Origin of the sequence: Candidatus Flexicrinis affinis (assembly GCA_016716525.1) — a bacterium.
Classification (GTDB): Bacteria; Chloroflexota; Anaerolineae; order Aggregatilineales; family Phototrophicaceae; genus Flexicrinis; species Flexicrinis affinis.
In genome coordinates this window covers 271,589-291,686 of record JADJWE010000009.1, presented here as the reverse complement: position 1 = coordinate 291,686, position 20,098 = coordinate 271,589, and the positions used below count along the sequence as shown (strand labels likewise).

Annotated in this window: 19 protein-coding genes; 12 read left to right on the top strand and 7 right to left on the bottom strand. The window is 63.5% G+C overall.

From position 1 onward, the window contains the following. Positions 1–67 precede the first annotated feature (67 nt). The 4 genes from IPM16_20535 to IPM16_20520 all read left to right on the top strand — a co-directional run bounded on the left by IPM16_20535 (position 68) and on the right by IPM16_20520 (position 2,540). Entirely contained in the window at positions 68–529 is a 462-nt protein-coding gene (locus IPM16_20535; protein ID MBK9125492.1) for a hypothetical protein, read from the top strand. Between the two features lie 123 nt (positions 530–652). After that, on the top strand, positions 653–892 hold the full coding sequence (locus tag IPM16_20530; protein MBK9125491.1) for a hypothetical protein: 240 nt from the start codon (positions 653–655) through the stop codon (positions 890–892). Next, a complete protein-coding gene (locus IPM16_20525) occupies positions 889–1,296 on the top strand; it encodes a PIN domain-containing protein (GenBank protein MBK9125490.1) in 408 nt (135 codons plus the stop codon). The genes IPM16_20530 and IPM16_20525 overlap by 4 nt, the downstream gene beginning before the upstream one ends. Positions 1,297–1,379: 83 nt before the next feature. Continuing rightward, positions 1,380–2,540, top strand: a complete 1,161-nt coding sequence (locus IPM16_20520; protein MBK9125489.1) for a phosphotransferase — start codon at positions 1,380–1,382, stop codon at positions 2,538–2,540. A 9-nt stretch (positions 2,541–2,549) separates the two neighbouring features. Here the strand turns inward: IPM16_20520 and IPM16_20515 are convergent, their stop codons facing one another. Beyond that, the gene (locus tag IPM16_20515; protein MBK9125488.1) at positions 2,550–3,110 is read right to left on the bottom strand and encodes a GNAT family N-acetyltransferase; all 561 of its coding nucleotides are present in this window, start codon (positions 3,108–3,110) and stop codon (positions 2,550–2,552) included. A 101-nt stretch (positions 3,111–3,211) separates the two neighbouring features. Here IPM16_20515 and IPM16_20510 point away from each other — a divergent pair, with 101 nt between their 5' ends. From IPM16_20510 to IPM16_20500, 3 genes are all read left to right on the top strand, one after another. After that, positions 3,212–4,120: an alpha/beta hydrolase gene (locus IPM16_20510; GenBank protein ID MBK9125487.1), complete on the top strand. Its 909-nt coding sequence runs from the start codon at positions 3,212–3,214 to the stop codon at positions 4,118–4,120. 118 nt (positions 4,121–4,238) lie between these two features. Next, complete coding sequence (locus tag IPM16_20505) at positions 4,239–5,534, top strand: hypothetical protein (protein ID MBK9125486.1); 1,296 nt, start codon at positions 4,239–4,241, stop codon at positions 5,532–5,534. A gap of 25 nt (positions 5,535–5,559) precedes the next feature. Next, complete coding sequence (locus IPM16_20500) at positions 5,560–5,862, top strand: hypothetical protein (protein MBK9125485.1); 303 nt, start codon at positions 5,560–5,562, stop codon at positions 5,860–5,862. 82 nt (positions 5,863–5,944) lie between these two features. Here IPM16_20500 and IPM16_20495 read toward each other — a convergent pair whose 3' ends face one another. After that, the gene (locus IPM16_20495) at positions 5,945–6,901 is read right to left on the bottom strand and encodes a PD40 domain-containing protein (protein MBK9125484.1); all 957 of its coding nucleotides are present in this window, start codon (positions 6,899–6,901) and stop codon (positions 5,945–5,947) included. Between the two features lie 100 nt (positions 6,902–7,001). Beyond that, positions 7,002–8,579, bottom strand: coding sequence for a serine hydrolase (locus IPM16_20490; protein MBK9125483.1), 1,578 nt, complete (start codon positions 8,577–8,579; stop codon positions 7,002–7,004). 192 nt (positions 8,580–8,771) lie between these two features. Here IPM16_20490 and IPM16_20485 point away from each other — a divergent pair, with 192 nt between their 5' ends. Beyond that, complete coding sequence (locus tag IPM16_20485; protein ID MBK9125482.1) at positions 8,772–9,338, top strand: DNA-3-methyladenine glycosylase I; 567 nt, start codon at positions 8,772–8,774, stop codon at positions 9,336–9,338. Between the two features lie 164 nt (positions 9,339–9,502). Beyond that, entirely contained in the window at positions 9,503–11,266 is a 1,764-nt protein-coding gene (locus tag IPM16_20480; protein ID MBK9125481.1) for a PD40 domain-containing protein, read from the top strand. Positions 11,267–11,340: 74 nt separating this feature from the next. On the opposite strand, the gene IPM16_20475 is transcribed toward IPM16_20480, so the two are convergent. The 3 genes from IPM16_20475 to IPM16_20465 all read right to left on the bottom strand — a co-directional run bounded on the left by IPM16_20475 (position 11,341) and on the right by IPM16_20465 (position 12,965). Beyond that, the gene (locus tag IPM16_20475) at positions 11,341–11,694 is read right to left on the bottom strand and encodes a DUF1801 domain-containing protein (GenBank protein ID MBK9125480.1); all 354 of its coding nucleotides are present in this window, start codon (positions 11,692–11,694) and stop codon (positions 11,341–11,343) included. A gap of 20 nt (positions 11,695–11,714) precedes the next feature. Further along, entirely contained in the window at positions 11,715–12,062 is a 348-nt protein-coding gene (locus IPM16_20470) for a DUF1801 domain-containing protein (GenBank protein MBK9125479.1), read from the bottom strand. 66 nt (positions 12,063–12,128) lie between these two features. Then, positions 12,129–12,965, bottom strand: a complete 837-nt coding sequence (locus IPM16_20465) for an alpha/beta hydrolase (GenBank protein ID MBK9125478.1) — start codon at positions 12,963–12,965, stop codon at positions 12,129–12,131. A 171-nt stretch (positions 12,966–13,136) separates the two neighbouring features. Here IPM16_20465 and IPM16_20460 point away from each other — a divergent pair, with 171 nt between their 5' ends. The 3 genes from IPM16_20460 to IPM16_20450 all read left to right on the top strand — a co-directional run bounded on the left by IPM16_20460 (position 13,137) and on the right by IPM16_20450 (position 16,806). After that, complete coding sequence (locus tag IPM16_20460) at positions 13,137–14,405, top strand: DUF2088 domain-containing protein (protein MBK9125477.1); 1,269 nt, start codon at positions 13,137–13,139, stop codon at positions 14,403–14,405. Beyond that, complete coding sequence (locus IPM16_20455) at positions 14,402–15,826, top strand: gluconokinase (GenBank protein ID MBK9125476.1); 1,425 nt, start codon at positions 14,402–14,404, stop codon at positions 15,824–15,826. Before IPM16_20460 ends, IPM16_20455 begins: the two co-directional genes overlap by 4 nt. Positions 15,827–16,035: 209 nt before the next feature. Then, positions 16,036–16,806 carry a ribonuclease H-like domain-containing protein gene (locus tag IPM16_20450; protein MBK9125475.1) on the top strand — a complete coding sequence of 257 codons (771 nt, stop codon included), beginning with the start codon at positions 16,036–16,038 and terminating at the stop codon, positions 16,804–16,806. A 128-nt stretch (positions 16,807–16,934) separates the two neighbouring features. Here IPM16_20450 and IPM16_20445 read toward each other — a convergent pair whose 3' ends face one another. Continuing rightward, positions 16,935–20,051: a protein kinase gene (locus tag IPM16_20445; protein MBK9125474.1), complete on the bottom strand. Its 3,117-nt coding sequence runs from the start codon at positions 20,049–20,051 to the stop codon at positions 16,935–16,937. Between the last annotated feature and the right edge of the window lie 47 nt (positions 20,052–20,098).

Sequence of the window (20,098 nt, the reverse complement as noted above, 5' to 3'; positions counted from 1 at the left end):
TTGCAAAACATGCGCGTTCTAAGGTGGGCCTATCGCACGGGCATTAGCACATGGAGGAGCAAAGCCCATGACAACCAAGCGTACGACGTCACTTCTGATTGTTTTCGCCCTGCTGCTGGCGTTGAGCGCAACCGCGCTCGCCGACAGCGCCCAGATCATCGGCACCGGCACGCTCACGGCCAGCGGCAGCGGTCGCGCCGTGCTACGCGGCGACGGCAGCGTAGACGTCAGCGGCAGCGGTGTCTTCAAGGTGCTCGACTGCGGCGGGGACGCGGTCATCACCGTCACCGGCAACGGCCTCAAAGTCGTCAAGCAGAAGGGAAACTGCGTACTGCACAAATATATCGGCTTCGACGGTACGGCCAGCGTTACCGGCGACAACGTCAAGGTCAAGATCAAGGGCGTCGGCATCGAGATGACCGCGACCGGCACCGGCATCGTCCGGCTCAACGGGGTCGGCGTCTTCCAGATCGGCGACCGGAGCGGCTTGTGGTCGGACCGCGGCGTGGAAGTCTACCTGCCGGGATAGGGCCAAACCCGCCAAATCGTGCCGATCAAGTCCCGCATGTTCTGACACGTGCGGGACTTTGTGTCTGCAGGGTGGCTGAGTGCCTGCGCTATAATTGGTGTACTGGCAATTGAGGGATACGCGATGACGATGCTTGAAGAAGTTGAGCGGCTCATTGAGCTTCTCAGTCCCGCTGATCGGGCAGAGCTGCTTGCCCGTCTCGAGAAGCACGCGTCATCTACGACAAAACCTGACGAAACCAGAGTTCGAGCGTTCGACATGGCAGTAGATGATATTCAGTCGGGATTGACCGCGAAGCAGCTTGAAGAACTCGAGTGGGCGATGAATGTCGAGACGACAGATACGGATAGCGAGATTCTGTGAGTCGCCGCTTCGTACTGGACACAAACGTCATATCCGATGTAATCAAGAATTTCGAGCCTGTTGTAGATCGTCTCAAGGCATCATTTCGTGATGGCGATACGCTCATTCTCGTCCCCCCAGTCGACTTTGAGATTCGGCGCGGACTCAGTTATGTCGGCGCACATCGACAGATACTGATTTATGACGAGCGTCTGAAGACGGAACTTGTGTGGGAAGCGCTCACTGACGACGATTGGATTGCGGCGAGCGCACTGTGGGTCGAGAACCGTCGACTGGGCAAAACATCATCCGATCTGGACCTTCTGATCGCTGCTCAAACCCGGCGTCTTGACGCTAGTCTTATTACAAGTGACAACGACTTCGAGTCCCTCCCCGTCACACGCGTGAACTGGCGGTTGGCCTAGAGTCCGGCCCCCGGATATCGGAATCGTCCGTATAATGCGAATACGGACATCGAACGTCGGCCTTATCCGGGGGGAACGCGGCCATGAACGACTCTATCGATCCCGTCCAAGCTCGCCTGCAATCCATCGACAGCGCCACCCTCACGCCGATCATCCGCAAAGTTCTAAACGACGAAGCACTAACGATCACCGAATGGTCATCGACATCGGTTCACGGCGGCGTCGGCGGTGGCGCGGGTGGGACGGCCGTGTACCGGTATTCGGGCACAGCGGTTAGCGCTGGGGCCTCAACGCCGTGGTCGGTCATTCTGAAGGTCACAAGCGCCCGCCCCGACGAGAAATCCGACAGCACCCATTACTGGAAGCGCGAGGCCGAGTTTTATCGCGCAGGTCTCGACGTCGACGTGCCGGGCCGCTTCCGGCCAGTCCATGGCTACGGCGTGACCGAGTTCCCCGATGAGGCCTGCTGGATCTGGCAGGAGGATGTTACGGGTGCGATACCCGGACCGTGGAGCATCGCCGAGTACACGGCCCATGCGCGCAATATCGGCCTGTTCAACGCGCAATATCTGAACGGACGTCCAGCCCCGCAGGCGCCGTGGATGTCGAACGGGTGGCTCCGCCAGATCGCCGATGCCACAGTCCCGCACGTCCCGAAGATTCTCGACAACTTGAACCTCCCACATGTGCGAGAGATCTTCCCCGCGGACTCCATCGAGCAGTTCTGGCGCTTGTGGAACGCCCGCGAGTCGCTGTTGTCGACGCTGGATCGGCTACCCCAAACGCTGTGCCACCAAGACCCTGTCCGGCGCAATCTGTTTCTGCGGCCCGCCGACGATGGATATGAGACGATCGCAATCGACTGGGCGTACGTAGGACACGCCGCAATCGGGGTGGACATCGCCGTTCCGTTGATCATCGATCCGCTGTTCATGGAGATCGACGTCATGCTGGCACGCGACCTGTGCGAGGCGTTGTTCGAGGGATACCTGAACGGTCTGCGCGATGGTGGATGGCGCGGCGACACACGCCGCGTGCGGCTTGCTTACCTCGCCTCAGCGAGTTGTAAGTACATCGAGGTATACATGCTCGGCGCCGCCTTTAATCTCTATGACTTGAACATGGCGGACATCTACCCCGAGATGACCGGGCACACGATGGAGGAAAATATGGCCGTGAACGCGCAGTTCTTCCGCTTCATGACGACCGTCGTAGACGAGGCGCTCGACCTGCACGACATCTAGGACTTTGGGCTACTCCATGTCGGAGCGCAGCAGCCCCCACAGCAGCAGATCGTAGTACACGCCGTCGAGGTAGTAGTGCTCGCGCTGGCGGCCTTCGATCTTGAACCCGGCTTTTTCCAGTACTCGCTGGGACGCGACGTTCATGATCGAGCAGTCGGCCTCGATACGATTGAGACCCATCGACTCGAAGCCGAAGCCCACGACCGCGATCAGCGCTTCGCTCATGATGCCCTGCCCCCAGTACTGGCGGTTGAGGTCGAACCCGACCGCCGCGCGCCGGTCGGCCTGCACCCAGTAATTGAAGCCGATCATGCCGATCACGCGGTCGCTGCCGCGCTGCGTAACGCCCCAGCGCAGCTCCGAGCCTTCCATGAAGTTGTCCTGCATCCGGTGAATCAGACTGCCAGCTTGTTCGACCGTCGTATAAGGTGCGCCAATGTTGAGCTTGGTCGCCTGATAGTCGGCGCGGATGGCGAAGACGTCCGCGACATCCTTCGGAGTAATGCGTCGAAGAATGAGGCGCTCGGTTTCAAGTGTCGGAAAATATGAAAAATCGAACGTGGTCGTCATCTCACCCTTCTTCGATCATGCAACGTGCTGAGAATGCCGGCCCAGACCGCGGTACTATACCATAAGGAACTGTGCAGCAATTCTGAGGATACCAAACCCCGATGAGCGCCAACATCTCTCACGCCGAACAACGCATCCGCCGCGGGCTTTCCGTTATCCGCTGGATGACGGGTTACGTCCCTATGACGACGTTTCGATGGCTCAATGACCTTACGTTGGGCGCGGCGCGAATTCCCGCAGGCGTGACGACCGCCAAGACGACGATCGCGGGCCGGCCCGCCGAGTGGTTCCGGGCGGCAGAGAGCGAGTCCGGGCCGGTCGTGCTGTATCTCCACGGCGGCGGTTTCATCATGCCGGCGGCAGTTCTGCACCGGACCTACTGCGGCAATCTGGCAAAGCACATCGGCGGATCGGTGCTGATGATCGACTACCGGCTGGCTCCAGAGCACCCGTTCCCGGCCGCGGTGGACGACTCGCTGGCGGCATATCAGGCGCTGTTGGCGAACGGCGTCCCGGCCGAGCGGCTGATCGTCGCGGGAGACTCGGCGGGCGGTAACCTGACGCTGGCGCTGCTGCAGGCGCTCAAGCAGTCCGGCGACCCGATGCCGGCGTGCGCAGTCGCCATCTCGCCCGTGGCAGATATGTCCCGCTCGCGGGACGAGGACCCGGCAGCCAAGACCGACGAAATGCTGCATCCGCGCGCCCTCCAGAAGTTTCACGCCTCGTACATCCGCGGATCGGACGGTGAGAGTCCGCTGGCGTCGCCGGTCCTCGGCGATCTGTCCGGATTGCCGCCGACATTGATCTTCGCCGGGGAGCGCGAGCTGCTATGCGGCGATGCCGTGCGGTACACCGACGCCGCCGCCAAAGCCGGATCGCCGGTCACGCTGTGCGTCGAACCGCGCTTGTGGCACGTGTGGCCTTTGAACTATCCCGAGCTTCCGCAGGCCGTCGACGCGATGGCGCAGGTCGCGGCGTTCGTGCGCGAGCACGCGGCGGTCCCAGTGTGATGCGCGCATGCGCGGCCCATTCTGCGTGAGAATCGTTCGCCAAACCGCGCAATTCAAGCTCTAATGGGTGCCGTCCCATCGCCCGACACGACCGCTATCCACCACCGAGGATCGTCCCATGTCGCATGGCCGCCGCCATATCGTTGTCAAGCTGGCACTCGCGCTTGTCCCGCTGCTGATTATCGGCACGTTCGTGCTGGCCCAATCAACAACCGGACCGCGCCGTGATCCGTACGCCGAACTCGAAATGCTGGCTCGTCTGAATGAGTGGCGCATGTCGGAAGGCCTCGCTCCGCTCAAACGCAACACGACGCTGGACGCGCTGGCGTACTTTCAAGCCGCGTACGTAAGCACGCTGCGGCCCTACCCCGACGGCGTGCAGATCCACCGCGGGCGCATCAACGACCTGCCCAAGGAGCGCGCCCGCTGGGAACCGTTCCAGTGGCCGACCTACGGCACCTCGGCGCAGATCGCCGTGGAAGAGATTGCGGCGATTCGCAACCTGGACACGTCGATCGACTTCTGGAAAGGATCGCCGCTGCACCGGCGCGCCGCCACCAACCCGACCTATCGCGAGGTGGGGATCGCCGCGCTGCCGATCAGCTTCGGGCGCTACATTTATATCGTCGTGCTGGGGTCGCGCCCGGGCGTGCTGCCGTCGCTGTACGATCCGGAGACGCGCACGCTGCACCAGACCATCGAGCGCTATCCGTACAGCACCGACAACAAGAACATCAAACGCCCGACCAAAGTCCGTTTCTTCGACGAGTCCGGCCATCCGATGATGAACGGTGAGTGGATCGACTGGGCCGAGGAGCTTCCGGTGCCGGCGCGCGCGGGCGGCAAACTGTACATGCTGCTCTCCGACGACACGTACGAGAACCTGATCGAGGTCGACCTGACGTCCGACCTGATCTGGATTCCCGAGCTGGTGCCGACGGTGACGCCGACCTCCACGTTCACGCCGACGTTTACGCCGTCACGTACGCCGACGCCGCGCATCACCAATACGCCCACGCCGACCCTCACGCCGACGCCGGTGCCCGGGCCGGAACTGCTGATCCTGTACGACGAGGACGCGCTGACCGTCATCAACGTCGAACGGTATGCCGCCGATCTGCGCGGCGTGTCACTGGTTGGCGCGACCTTCACCATGCCGATGTACTGGTGGTCGACCATCAGCACGTTCGCGTTCCCGTCCGGCTCGTGCGTGCAGGCGTATGCCGGCGGCGTGTCGCCGTCGCCGTCGCGGCCGAGGGAATGCCGTGTCGTGCGTGAGTCGCGCGGGCGGTTGTTCCCGGATCAGCGCTTCTGGCTGGACGGCACGTTCGACGTGAAGCTGAACAACGAGGTAATCGCCACCTGCGAGGCCAGCGCCGGGCGCTGCGTGGTCGATCTGCCGAATCAGCCGTAGTCGCCGGACGACGGAGGAAGGCCACATGACACAGGATAAGCGGATCAACGCACTGATGTTCGAAGCCGCCGACGAGCTGCACGGGCGGTACAGAGAGCTGCGGCGTAGTTCGATGGATCGGTTTCGGGGCGGTGTGACGCTGGTATTCCAGACCGAGCGCCAGCGCACGGAAGCCGAGCAGTCCGGCCTGACCGACGAGATCGCCGCGGCGTTCCGGTCGATTGTGGCGCGCAAGGGGCTGGACGCGTCCGAGCATCTGCGCATCATCCACTGGGCGGACTACGACGCGATCCAGCGCGCCGGCGGGGAGTACAACTTCTATAAGTAGAGCGGGATGCCACAGGCCATGCTCTGACCGACTCGACGATCCGATGCGACCCACGGCGTCTGATCGCACAAGCGATAACGTGTTACGGTTGGCTGTGCCTGCCGCATGGTCGCGCTTCTGCATCCGTTGGCTCAGTGACAATGGGCTGCCAGTGTGGACTGCGTACTCGTACTGAGGTATCGAACACGCGCAGATCGACTACGTTTGCGCCGGAGGGGTCCATGGTTGCAAGTGCAGTCCCGCCTCTTGCGAAGACGAGCTTGCTGCCATCAGGAGCCCACGCAGGATATGCACCCGAATCGTCAACGCCATTGACCAGCACGCTCTCTTGAGAACTTGCCAGGTTTCTTGTGAAGATCGCGCCGCCTAGTCTCGCGCTGCCGTATACGAGGAGCGTCGGATCGACGGGCGAAATATCCATTCCCGAGAAATAGATCCCCATAGTAAAGATTTTGGTAGGATTCGCGCCGCTTGCTTCCATACGATATAAGTCTACAGTTGTTGGGTCCAATGCAGACCCATAAGGATACTCTCTATCCGTTATGAAGTAGACGTGATTACCATCATTTGACCATAATGGAGCTGCGTTTACGCGGATTGTGTCGTCATCTATGAGGTTGACTTTATTCGATCCATCGGCGTCCATAACATATACATTCTGACTGCCTGAAGCCGTCACTACCGTGAATGCTATTCTCAATCCGTCAGGTGACCACTGCCCATCATAACTGAATAGATCCGGTGTTAAGCTGGTCTGGTTCGTTCCATCCGGCAGCATCTTGAAGATTTCAGTGTGCGTACCGACATCCCGAGTGAATAGGATCTCTTCTCCCGTTGGAGACCAAATCGGCTCAGAGTCGTCTTCCGAATTCGATGTCAGTTGCCGGATATTTGATCCATCGGCCTCCATCACATAAATCTCAAAGTCGCCATCCTGATCGGATGCATAGGCGATATCCCCATTCAGGACAACAGGTTCACTGGTCGCTGTGCTTCTTGCGAGAACAACGCTGAGTAGGAGTACAACAAGTCGAAACACGCGCACGTAAAGCCTCCGTCGCAGCAAGGATCGTCGTTACTGCCACCTCGAACGGCTGATGAAGCGATTTTACCTCCTGTGCCGATAGATCGACTCGGCGTCACCGTGAAGCGATATTTGCGACGGGCTGCGGCTGCCGATTCAGCACCAGCAGCGCTACATACAGCAGCGTGCGGATCGCACCCCACCCGGCCGCAAGCCCAATCAGGCCGTAGAGCAGTATCGGCGTTTCGGGCAGGTAGGCGAGAATCGAGTCGATCGTGGAGTCCGCGCTGGGTGGCAGGATGACGAGCACCAGCACCAACACGCCGACATCCAGCAGCGCAGGGATCGCGATGGCCGCCAGCCGGCGGAGTGCGCTGCGCGGTTTGGCCGACGAGTCGCGCCACCACAGCACGATCTTGCGCAGGGCCAACAGCGCCATGACGACCCAGATCGCCAGCAGGACGCGCATGACGACCAGACCGTTTTGAGTCAGGAAGTCTTCGCGCGCCGGCAGCGCCGCAGCCTCCGCATAGCCGATGAGAAGTTCCGCGATCCCGTTCGGGAGGTTGTAATACAACGACTCGTGCGTGGGATCGTACGAATTGACGAGCACGACGATGCCCAGTTGTCGTGCAGGCACAAGATACTGATACGAAATGTAGTTGTTGGCCGTGCCGGTATGCTCCAGTACGTACGGATATTCGACCGTATAGACTCCGCGGTCCTCGACGCCGGCCCAGAACGGGTAGCGCCACCAGCCCATCCCGTAGCCGTTCCACAGGTCGGTCATGTGACCGGGCGTGTGCAGCGCAGTGACGCCCTCCGCCGACAGCACCGTGGCATCCCCGTACTGCCCGCCGTTGAGCAGGGCGATGTGGTAGCGGGTCATGTCCTCCGCGCTGGAGATCAGCCCCGCTGAGGCAATATGGCCGCGGGAGTAGACGGAGTCCACGGGGCGCATCTGGTCGAAGACCGGCGTATAGCCCTGCGACAGGCCGCCTGCCTGTGCGGCTTCGAGCGACGTGTAGCTGCTTGTCATGCCGAGCGGCGTGAATATGTTCGCCTGCACATAGGCTTCGTAAGGCTGTCCGCTGACGACCTGCACGATCAGCCCGAGCAGATCGTAGTTGGTGTTGCTGTACTCGAACTGGACGCCCGGCTCGCGCACAGGCGGATAGTCGACGACCACTCGCCGCATGGTGTCTTCCAGCGCGCCATCGTCGCGGCGGCCGCCGGCCAGATACGACGTCCCGCTGATGGTCGTGAAGCCCCCCGTCTGATAGAGCAGGTGCGACACGCGAATATCGGGATACGGGAACCAGTCCAAAATATCGGCGACCGGCGTCCCGATTTCGAGCTGACCGGCCTCGACGAGCTGCTGGATCGCCAGCCCCGTGAACGACTTGCTGATCGACGCGAGCACAACCGGGGTTTGCGGCGTCATCGCGCGGCCGTCTTCGTCGGCGCGACCGTACCCTTTCAGATGCACGACGGTGTCGCCCTGCACGATGCCCACCGCCACCCCGCGAATGTCGAGCATCGCCATCACGCGCTCGACGTGGGCGTCGATCCGGGCGAGCGTCTCCGCATCCGTGTTCTGGGCCGAGGCCGGCGTCCCGGCAAACACCAAGGCGACGCATAGCAGTGCACAACACACAATACCGAGCTTGCGGGAGTAGCGGACATCCGTCATGGCATCACCCTGCCCTGTTTTGAAACGTGCTCGCCAGTGAAAACGTGCCTATTCGTGGGGTTGGTGGCGAGAGTATATCTGTACCCAAAAGCGTTGTCGATTCGCACGCCAACCCGGCATCGACATTGACGCAATTAGAACACTTGTGCGGTATAATCAGCGTACGACTGTCGCCAACCGGAGGCATCCGCCATGACCGACTCGAAGATCCGCTGCCCGTGGTGTGTGGGCGATCCGCTGTATGAGGCGTACCACGATACGGAGTGGGGCCAGCCCTGTCATGACGATCGCGCGTGGTTCGAGAAGATTTGCCTCGAAGGCGCGCAGGCCGGCCTCAGTTGGATCACCGTACTGCGCAAGCGCGAGAATTACCGCGCCGCGTTCGACAACTTCGACGTGCACAAGGTCGCGGCCTATGACGACGCCAAGGTCGAGTCTCTGCTGCAGAACCCCGGCATCATCCGCAACCGGCTCAAGATCACAGGGGCGATCAAGAACGCCCGCGCCTTCCTGAATGTGCAGGAGGAATTCGGCAGCTTCGACGCCTACGTGTGGCGATTCGTGAACGGCACGCCGATCGACCATCGCTTCACCGAGATGTCGCAGATCCCGGCCGTGACGCCCGAGGCCGAGGCGCTCAGCAAAGACCTCAAAAAGCGCGGCTTCACGTTCGTCGGCCCGACCATCGTCTACGCCATGATGCAGTCGCACGGCATGGTGAACGATCACCTGCTGTCGTGCTGGAAGCGGAGCGAGTAAACAGCAACCGCCCTTCGCCCCCTCAATGATTGGGGGTCCGGCACGTCCCACGCGAAGAATTGGACATACGCAGCGATGCTGCGGTGTCCGCGAGCGGAGCATAGGCGACGAACGGCCTTACAATGAAAGTAAGGACTTTCGTTAACAAATAAGGTCGCGTCGCCATGCTTACGTCACGCACTCTCCACGCACTGGCACGCATCGTCCTCATCGCTGCCGTGCTGTTGCTGGTTGTCAACAGCAGTTCAGTGGCGAACCCTGCATCCAAGCCAGCTGCATCTCTCAATTCGAACTTGATCGACGTACCGCAGGCGTATCCGGCCTGCGGCGCGGGCGGAGCGTTGAGCGCCATCGGCGCAATGCACCGCGTATTGGCCGGACAGGTCGTCTCCGCCTACGAGTTCGGTCCGGACTGCGACCCGAGTCCGACTCCGACCTGTCGCAAGACACCCACCCCCACGCCCACGTTGACGTGGACACCGACACCGACGTTCACCAGCACGCCAACTGACACGCCGACCCACACCGCCACGTTCACCAGTACGCCGACCGACACGCCCACAAACACGCCGACCTTCACCGCGACGTACACGGACACACCAACGCATACGGCGACGTTTACGGACACGCCGACGGCAACCTACACGTCGACCCGTGAACGCAGGCCGACTAAGACGCCGACGGCGACCCATACCGCGTCGCTGACGCCGTGGATCCCGTCGGAGACGCCGACGTTCACCAATACGCCGACGCGTCGACCGCCGACCTACACGCCGACCCCGACCGAGGTCGTCTTCGGGCCGGCGTGCGTCGAGTGGCTCGTCTATCACACCGACCGCACCGGCGACTGGGAAATCTTCCGCCTCGGCGATATCCCCGACAAACCGAACGCCAACCCGAACCTGACGCAGCACGACGCCGTCGACATCGAGCCGTCGCGCTCCGACAACGGGCGGTGGATCGCCTATGCGAGCAATCGCGACGGCAACTGGGAGATCTACATCGCCAGCGCGGACGGCGACCCCGAACTGACGCAGCGCGTCACGTTCAACACCGTCGCTCACGACATCGACCCGGTGTGGGGCCCGAACGATCAGCTCGCCTTCGAGTCGACCCGTGACGGCAACTGGGACATCTACGTGGTTGATCTGGCGAGCGGCATCGAACGGCAGATGACGGACGATCCGGCCAGCGATCTGAACGCGAGCTGGTCCGAGGACGGCTCAACGCTGGTCTTCCAGAGCGACCGCACCGGCCAGTTCGAGCTGTACGCGCTGGACGTCGCGACGCTTGCGGTCACGCCGCTGACGCGCGGGATGACGCAGGCGGTCGACCCGCACTATTCGCCGGACGGCACGCGCATCGCCTTCCACGCCATGACGAACGAAAAGAGCGTCGGCTACGTCATGCATGCCGACGGTTCGCACGTGACCATGATCTCCGACCCGGCCGGCAACGCGGATAACCTCGCGTGGTCGCCGGACAGCAAGCTGATCGCCTACCAGAGCGACCTTGACGGCGATCTGGACGTGTACGTCTACGGCCTCGAGTCGAAGAAGACGAGGCTGCTCACCGAGAACGACATCGCCGACTATGCGCCGACGTGGTACTGCGGCAGCGCCGACGTCGTGTTCACGTCCGACGCCCGCGGCGACCCGGACATCTACGAGGCCGGCGCGCTCCCTCTCGACGCGGCACCGATCGACGTGGCGCGGCAGGCGGTGCGTCTGGTGGACACCGACTACAACGACATCTACCCGCTGGACGCGCCGAGCGACGAGGACGCCAGCGCCGAAGGCATCCTTCCGGCGTCGACCTGCTTCGCCTGCGCCAATACGCAGTTCTTCCAGCGTGACATGGTGCCGACCGAGCCGGACATGTGCCTGCCACGCGATACACCGTGGCGCGGCGATCTGATCTGCAACTAGCGCCAGATTTTGCCGACAGAGTGAAGGACGGGCCTTGTGCCCGTCTTTCACAAATCGGCCCCCTGTCTAGAAAACTAGCGCGTGTCGTGGGCGATGGCCTGCGCGATGTAATCCCGCAGCGCCGCATCGTGGGCGATTACCTCGTCGGCGGTCTTGAGCTTCACGTGCTTCGACCGGTTGCCGACGCCTTTGAGCAGGCCAAACGTGTCTTCAAAGTCCGCACCGTTCGAGAACGCCAGCGTGATGTCCTTCTTGGTCGGGCTGAGCACCGCGATGATGCGCGTCATGCGCCAGGCCGGTATGCCGTAGGTGATGTACTCGGTAGCATCGGGCGCGGCGTCGGTCATCAGGGCGCGGATCGCCGCGACGACGCCATGAAACTGCGGCAGCACCTTTTCCTGTACGAACGCATCGACTTCGCTGCTCATCGGATCTGCTCCCCTTGTCCCTAGCGCTCGGCACGCTCGACGGCTTGCGCGATGTAGAAGCGCAGGATTGCCTCGTCCATGTCCTCGACACGCTTGATCTTGATGAATCGCGCCCACTTCCCTTTGCCTTTGAGTTCGCGATACGGGTCGTCGAACGCTGCGCCGTGGACAAATGAAAACGTGATGTCGGTCTGGTTGGCGTTCAAGTAGGCGAAGATTTTCTTGAAGCGCCACACCGGCATGTTGTACGCGAAGTCTTCGATCGCGTCCGGCACGGCATCGGCCATCAGGGCACGCAGTGCCGCGACAACGGGCCGCAGCTCCGGGCGGACGGCATCGTTAATGTAGGTATCGACGGCGGTGTTCATAGCCGTGCCTTCTTGACTGGCGTTGATTGGCGTTACTTCTCAGCGTAGGACGGAGTGCGCCGCACGTCAAGCGATGTCAGCACGAGCTAGCGCGACTCGATCGAGCCAATCTAGCACAAGAGCACGGAACAGCGCCGCCTGTTCAAAGAAAAGTCCGTGACCCGCTCCGTCTAGCGCAGCGTAGGTCGCGCGCGGGAACTTGCGCGCCAGATCGAACGCGCCCGCAAAGCCGGTGCTTACGTCATGCCTGCCGGTCAGAATCAGGGTCGGCCGGTCGTATGGCGCGGGCAGCCGGACGGACTCGGGGGCATACGCGTAGGTCGGCGATTCGCGCAGACGCTGTTGAAAAGCGGGGTCCCCACGGCCGAATGTGTCGACCAATTCGGCGCGGATCCGATCGAGCACGGGCCGAGTCTGAACGCAAAGGGTTGGTAGGATGGAGGACGCGACCTCCTCCGGAAGGTCCGCGATCGCGGCCGGATCACGGACGATGACTCGCGGCTCGGGAAGGTCGCGAATGCCCGGCCCGGACTCCACCGGGAGTGCAATCAAACACAGGCCCACAATACGCTCCAGGCAGGCCTTGAGAATCAGACGCGCGATGTGTCCGCCATAGGAGAAGCCGACCAGCGCAATCGGTTGATCGGGTGCGAGCACATCCAGAAACGCGAGTATCGTCTGTGCGATGGCCTGGGACGAGCAAAGCGCATCCGTACCGGCAGTCCGTCCGTGGCCCGGCATGTCGAGGTACAGCCGGCGATAGCCGTCATGCCCAGCGAACAGGGGTTCGAAGACGTTCAGCATGCTCTCGTGATCGAGGCTGAATCCATGCAGTATTACGACGGGAAGCCCGCTGCCACGTTCCTCGTAGTACACCGAAGTGCCATTGATCGTGGTTTGCATCGCGCAGTCTCTCGCCATTGTCGGAGGATGAGCGACTATAGCTCACCTGAGCCATCGGCGCACGGTCGATGTCGCCTCCGGCGCAGACAATGGTGTCGCCGGACTGCCCCGCCCTGCGCTCATCCGGTACAATCTCTCGCATTCCAGCCAGTACCGACGGAGTCGTCGCTCATGCCGATTGACGCCCAAGCCACCGCGCCTGAGGGCGCACTGTTGTCCCCCGAGCTCATCCGCGAGACGCTGCATGCCGGGCTCGGCGGGCGCTTCGCCAACGCGCGCGTGCTCGTGCTGATCCCCGATCACACGCGCAGCCTGCCGCTGCCAGTGCTGTTCCGCCTGCTCGTGGACGAACTACGCGACGCGCGCCAGCTCGACTTCATGGTGGCGCTCGGCACGCATCCACCGCTGAACGACGCCGCGCTGCACAAGCTGGTCGGCATCACGGCCGAGGAACGGCGGACCACGTTCCAGCACGTCGGCCTGCTCAACCACGACTGGGCCAACCCGAACGCGCTGGAACAGATCGGCGTGCTCGACAAGGCGCAGATTCAGCACATCGCCGGCGACCTGTGGCATCCCTCACTGGGCGACGACACACCCATCCGCATCAACCGGCGCATCCGTGACTATGACCACATCCTGATCGTCGGTCCGACGTTCCCGCATGAGGTGGTCGGGTTTAGCGGCGGCGCCAAGTACCTGTTCCCCGGCATTTCCGGCGCGGAGATGATCAACACGACGCATTGGCTGGGCGCGCTGGCGACCATCCTGAACACCATCGGCGTCAAGGACACGCCCGTGCGCGACATGATCCACGCCGCCGCCGAGTGCGTCCCAACACCGGTCACGCTGGTGAGCATGGTGGTGGTCGGCGACGGGCTGGCAGGCCTGTTCGTCGGCGATCACGTGAGCGCGTGGTCAGCCGCCGCCGATCTGTCGTCCGAGCGCCACATCAGATGGGTCGATACCCCGTTCCGGTCGGTGCTGTCGCGCGCGCCAACGATGTACGACGAGCTGTGGACAGCGGCCAAGGCGATGTACAAGCTCGAACCGGCGATTGCCGACGGCGGCGAGGTCATCGTCTATGCGCCGGAACTGGACACCGTCAGCCACGTCCACGGCAAATACATCTTCGAGGCCGGCTATCACGTGCGCGATTACTATCTCAAGCAGTGGGATCGCTTCAAGCACCTGCCCTTGGGCGTGCTGGCGCACGGCACCCATCTGCGCGGAAGCGGCACCTACGACAACGGCGTCGAGCACGCGCGCATCCGCGTCACGCTGTCGACTGCCATTCCCGCGGCCGATTGCCAGACACTCGCGCTCGGCTACTGCGATCCGGCGCTGATCGATCCAGCCGCGTGGGAGGGGCGCGAATCGGAAGGTGTGCTGTACGTCCCGAAGGCCGGCGAAATGCTGTACCGCGTGAGGCCGTCGTGAGCACGCTGGTCCTCGACGTCGGAAGTTCGTCGGTTCGCGCGCTGCTGTTCGACAGCGCCGCCGAGCCGATCGCGGACGCGTCCGCACGCCGGCCTGTCCACTTCTCACGCAGCGGCACCGTCGATGCCGAGCACCTGCGCAAACTGGCCGAACAGTGTATCGATCAGATCTTGACGCATCCCGCCGCGGCGGATGTCTCGGCGGTCGGCATGGCGACGTTCGTCGGCAACGTGTTGGGCGTCGACGCGGACGGCACGCCGGTCACGCCGATCCTCACCTACGCCGACATGCGCAGCGCACCCGATGCCGATGCGCTGGCGCAGTCCGTCTCGCTGCACGCGGCGCACACGCGCACCGGATGCCGCATTCATCCGGCCTATCATCCCGCCAAACTGACGTGGATGCGCCGCACGGATCCGGCAGCGTACGCCCGTGCCGCCCAATGGACGGACTTCGCCACCTACTGCTACCGCGTGTGGTTCGGGCGCGACGTGCCGTGCAGCTATTCGGTGGCGTCGTGGTCGGGGCTGCTCAACCGTGAGACGCTTACGTGGGACGCGACATGGCTTAACACCCTCGGCCTCGAACCATCCGCGCTGCCGCGGTTGGCCGATTACGACGAGGTGTACTGCGGTCTATCGGATGCGTATGGCGCGCGCTGGCCGTTTCTCAACAGCGTTCCGTTCTACCTCGCCGTCGGCGACGGGGCAGCGGCCAACATCGGGTCGGGCGGATCGGTGCCGGAACATCCGGTGCTAACGGTCGGCACGACGGCGGCGCTGCGTGTCGTCACGCCTGAGCCGGGGCGCGTGCCGGTTGGCTTGTGGGCGTATCGCGTCGACGCCAAACGGCATCTGATCGGTGGCGCGACCAGCGAGGGCGGCAGCGTGTTCGCATGGGCCAAATCGGCGCTCAAGCTGGATGACTCCGAACTCGACGATACCCTCCTTGCGCGCACGCCCGGATCGCACGGTCTGACTGTCCTGCCGCTGTTCGCAGGCGAGCGCAGCCCCGGCTATCGCGCCGCCGCGACCGGCACGCTCCACGGCCTGCGCCTCGACACCGCGCCCCTCGACATCGTACATGCCCTGCTCGAGAGCGTCGCGCTGCGGCTGCGCATGATCTACGACTTGATGGGACGCCCGGGCGAGTTTGTGTTGGCGGGCGGCGGTGCGCTGAATCAGTCGCCGGCATGGGCGCAGATCACCGCCGACGCGCTCGATGCGCCGCTGTATCTGGTCGATCAGGCCGAGCCGACCGGGCGCGGCGTCGCGCTGCTGTGCGGCCTGACGCAAAACGGCGAGCCGGTCGACGCGCCGTCAGTCAAGGCCATTGTGCGTCCGCGTGCCGACTCCTCCGACGCATACGTGAGACTGCTGGAGCGTCAGAAGGCGCTGTACGCGTCGTTGTACGAGGCGTGACGCCCGTCGCCCTCATCCCGTCTCCAAGTAGAAGGGATTCTGGTCGGCGCTTGGGTGTCTAAGCCTGTAATCGCAAGATACGTCGGCCACCGTACGCCTTGGCTCTACCACACAGTCCCGACTGCGCTTTATGCATCCTGCCATGACAACCAGACACTCGCCCCTGCTATACTGAACACTGACACCTGATTCCTGACTCCTTACCCAAAATGCTCCCGCTCGACCTGCTTCCCAACGTCTCCCCGCGCACGTGCGACAGCCTGCGCGCGCGCGGATTCGTGTGCATCGAGGACGTCGCGCAGGCCACGCCGGACGATCTGCGCGCGGTCAAAGGCATCAAGACGACCGCCGAGACGATCCACGCGCACGCCATCGCGTATGTGAACCGCGAACCGCGCCTGCTCGCACCGCGCCCATCTGACTTGCTCGATGCCGCGTGCGCCTACCTCGACATCGAGACCGATCCGTTCAGCGGACGCGTGTGGAGCATCACGATTCGCGCCGACGACGACCCGGCACAGACCGTCCTCGTATGCGACGATCTCAACCCACTGTGCGCGCCGGACGACGATCGCTTTCTCATCACGTCGAGCCAAGCCGAGGGCTGGGATCTCGCGCGCGAGCTGCTGCCGAACGGCGCACCCGTGCTGCACTGGACGGGCTTCGACAGCGGCGTGATGCGCCAGACCGCCGCCGAGCCGACCCGTTCGCTGCTCGACACGGTGATGCGCGACCTGCACGCCGATGTCAAGCGCACTGTCGCCTTCCCGCTCAAGAGCCGATCGCTCAAGGCCGTCGCGCCGTATCTCGGCTTCCAGTGGAAGGCCTACGACCGCTGGGATCTCGCGCTGGCCGACTTCAAGCGCTGGGTATACGACGGCGATGCCGACAGCTTCACCCGCATGCGCGCCTACATCCACGACGACGTCGACGCCATGCACGTCGTGATGTCGTGGCTCCGCGCCGCGCACTGGGAGTGAGCTTGGGGCGCTGCCCCAAACCCCGGCAGGAGTTTGCACTCCTGCACCTCGTTATGCGCGAAAATGCGGCGCATGCGCCGCATTTTCGCAGAAACGGGAGTACAGAGGGTGTAAACCCTTTAGGCTGTTTAGGGAATCCCCCACAGGCGGATCGTGCCGTCTTCGGCGGAGGTAACGATCAGTGTGCCGTTCGGGCTGAAGTCGACGGCCTGAACGTCGGCGGTGTGGCCGGAGAGCGCCGCGAGTTCGGCCCCGCTGCGCCAGTCGAACACGTGCAGGGTGTCGTCCCAGCCTACGCTCGCCAGCAGCGACCCGTCCGGGCTGAAGGCGACGTCGAGGACGTATTCGGGCACTTGCAGCACGCGGAACGGGGCATAGGTGGACAAGCTCCACAGGTGGACTTCGCCGGACTGCGGGCCATCGGCGCCCGTGGCGTAGGTGTCGCCGTCCGGATTGAAGGCCAACGCGCCGACAAACCCGCGCAATTCGGTCTCGCTGATGAGGCGGTTGTTGCGCCAATCCCAGACCCGCACACGGCGATCTGACGACACCGCCACGACACGCGAGCCGTCGTTCGAAAACATCGTCTTGTAGATCGTGCCGCCGCTGCCGCCGAGGTGCATCTCCAAGCGGCCGGTGTAGGCGTCCCAAACGCGCACCGAATCATCGTTAGAGCCCGAGGCGATATACGCGCCACCGCCGCTGTACGCGAGTCCGAACACCGTGCTGGTGTGCCCGACAAGCTCCAGCACACGCTCTCCGTTTTCGACATCCCAGACGTATACCTTACCGTTTCCGTCACCGCTGGCGACGCGCGTGCCGTCCGGGCTCCACACCGTGCTGACGACGGTGGTATCGTGTCCTGACAAGCTGCGAATGTTGCGCCTCGCGCCGAACGAGTAAACCACAACTTCGTTGGATGACGTGCCGTAGACGATGCGCGTGCCATCCGGGCTGAACTTGGCCGAGTAAACAGCCGCCCTGCCTGGCGGTTGAATCTGCGCGACTTCGGCAAGCTGACTGGCATTGCCGAGCGTAATCGGCACGCGCGGCGCCGGCGTCAGCGAGGGCGTGGAGGTCGGGCGCAGTTCCGGCGGAGTCGTCGGTGTTCGGGTCGGCGCTGGCGTCGGTCGCGCGGGGATGAAAAGCGGCCTCCCGACATACAGCGACGCATCGGCGGTGATCTGGTTCGCCGCCATCAGCGACAGAACCGATACGTTGAACCGAACCGCGATGCTGGCGATCGTGTCGCCTGCTTGTACGTGGTAGAGACCACCTTCAGGGCCGATGGTCGGCGTTATTGTCGGCGCAGCGTCCAGAGTCTGCTGGGCGAACACCGTCGCCTGCGCAATACCCGTGGCCCGCGCATCGAACTCCACCTGTGCGGCCGCGGTTTGCTCCGCGCCAACGGTCGCTGCTGCGGCCAGCGTCTGTTGAGCAGATAACGTCACCTCGGCGATTCCCGTTGCCTGTGCGTCGAACTCCGCCTGTGCGGCTGCGGTTTGCTCCGCGCTGACAATCGCGGCGGCATCGAGAGTCTGTTGAGCGAACACCGTCGCCTGCGCGCGTTCAGTCGCGGCGACTACTTGGGTTTGCTGTGCGACGCGCGTCTGGTCGGCGCTCAGGGTTTCGATCGTCTCCGCCGTCGCGCTTGCGTCCTGCGTCTGCTGGGCGACCAAGCGTTCTTCAGCGCGGGCGGTGGCGCGCGCGATCTGAGTCTCGACGAATACCGCCGTGAGCTCTGCGCGCACGGTGGCGTCGAAGTCCGGCGTCCACGTCGGCGTCCACTGCGTGGCCGTCATCGTGGCGGCGGTATCGAGGGTGGCGAGTGCGGCCTCCCGCGCGGAAATCGTCGCGGTAGCGGTCGGCTCGTCGGTCGGTGTTGCGCTGGGCGCGTCGGTGGCGGTCGCCGTAGGTGTGGAAGTTGGGCTATCGGTGGGCGTTTCCGATGGCGCGCGCGTTGGTTCGTCGGTCGGCGCATCCGTAGCTGTAGGCGAAGGCGAGTCGGTTGGGCTGTCGGTCGCGGTCTCGGTGACGATCAGTTCCAGTCCGCTCTGGCGGGTCGCTTCGCTGGCGGTCGCCAGACCGACCGCAACTAGCGTCTGGTTGACTTCCGTCAGACGCAGGTCGGACTCGGACGGTCCGCGCCCGCCCAGCAGCGCGGCAGCAACTACAAGCAGCGCGACAATCGCGAGCGCGCCGACAATCAAGAGGCCGCGCGGGAAACCGCCCCGAGGCTGCGATACGGGCGGAGTCACGGCGATGGACGGCGTGCGGCTTGATGGCGGCGGCGTGCCGCTGCCAGACGATCCGCCCGGCGTCTGAGGCGTCGGGGTACGCGAAACCGCGGACGCCGGGCGCGCAAGCTTGAACGTGAAATACTCGGTCGCGCCGGACTCCGCGCCGTAGGTCGCGGCTTCGAACGCCTGCGCAAATTGCGTACAGTTCGGGAATCGCTCGGCGGGGATCTTCCCCATCGCCCGGTTGATGACCAGCATCGCCTCGTGCGGGATGTCCGGGCGCAGGATGTGCAGCGGCGTGGGCTGATCGTTCTCGATCTTGTACCACAACGACGGCACGCTGTCGGCTTCGAATGGCAATCGGCCCGACACGAGCTGATAGGTCGTCACGGCCAGCGCGTACTGATCGGCGGCGGGGGTCAGGTCGCGCTGCGACCACTGCTCGGGCGGCATGTAGCTGGGCGTGCCCATCGCCATGTTGGTGCCGGTCAGGTTGGTCGCACCGGTCAGCAGCTTGGCGATGCCGAAGTCGACGATGAACGCCTGTCCCTGATTGTTGAACATCACGTTGGCCGGCTTGATGTCGCGGTGGACGACGCCCTGCTTGTGCGCGTAGTCGAGCGCGCTGGCGAGGTGCTGAAGCAGCGCAGCGACCTCAGTCAGGCTTGCGCGCGGCCGGCCTTGATCCGCCGCCTGCTTGATGCGCTCGGCCAACGACCCGCCGGTCAGGTACTGCATGACGACGTAGTTGATGTCGCGCTCGACGCCGTAGTCGTAGATCCGCACGATGTGGTTGTGTTCGAGCGCCGCAGACGTCTGCGCTTCGCGGATGAAGCGGGCTTGCAGGTCCGCACCACCGGCCGCCAAGTTGATCACCTTGACGGCGACCTCACGCCGGAGCGCATGGTCATAGCCGCGGTAGACCGCGCCCATGCCGCCGGAGCCGAGCAGATCGCGCAGTTCGTACTTGCCGAGCGTTTGCCCGGAGAGACTGTTGAACATCATGCCAAGCCGAATTTAGGGTTCAAGAATCCCACTATACCCTATTTGAA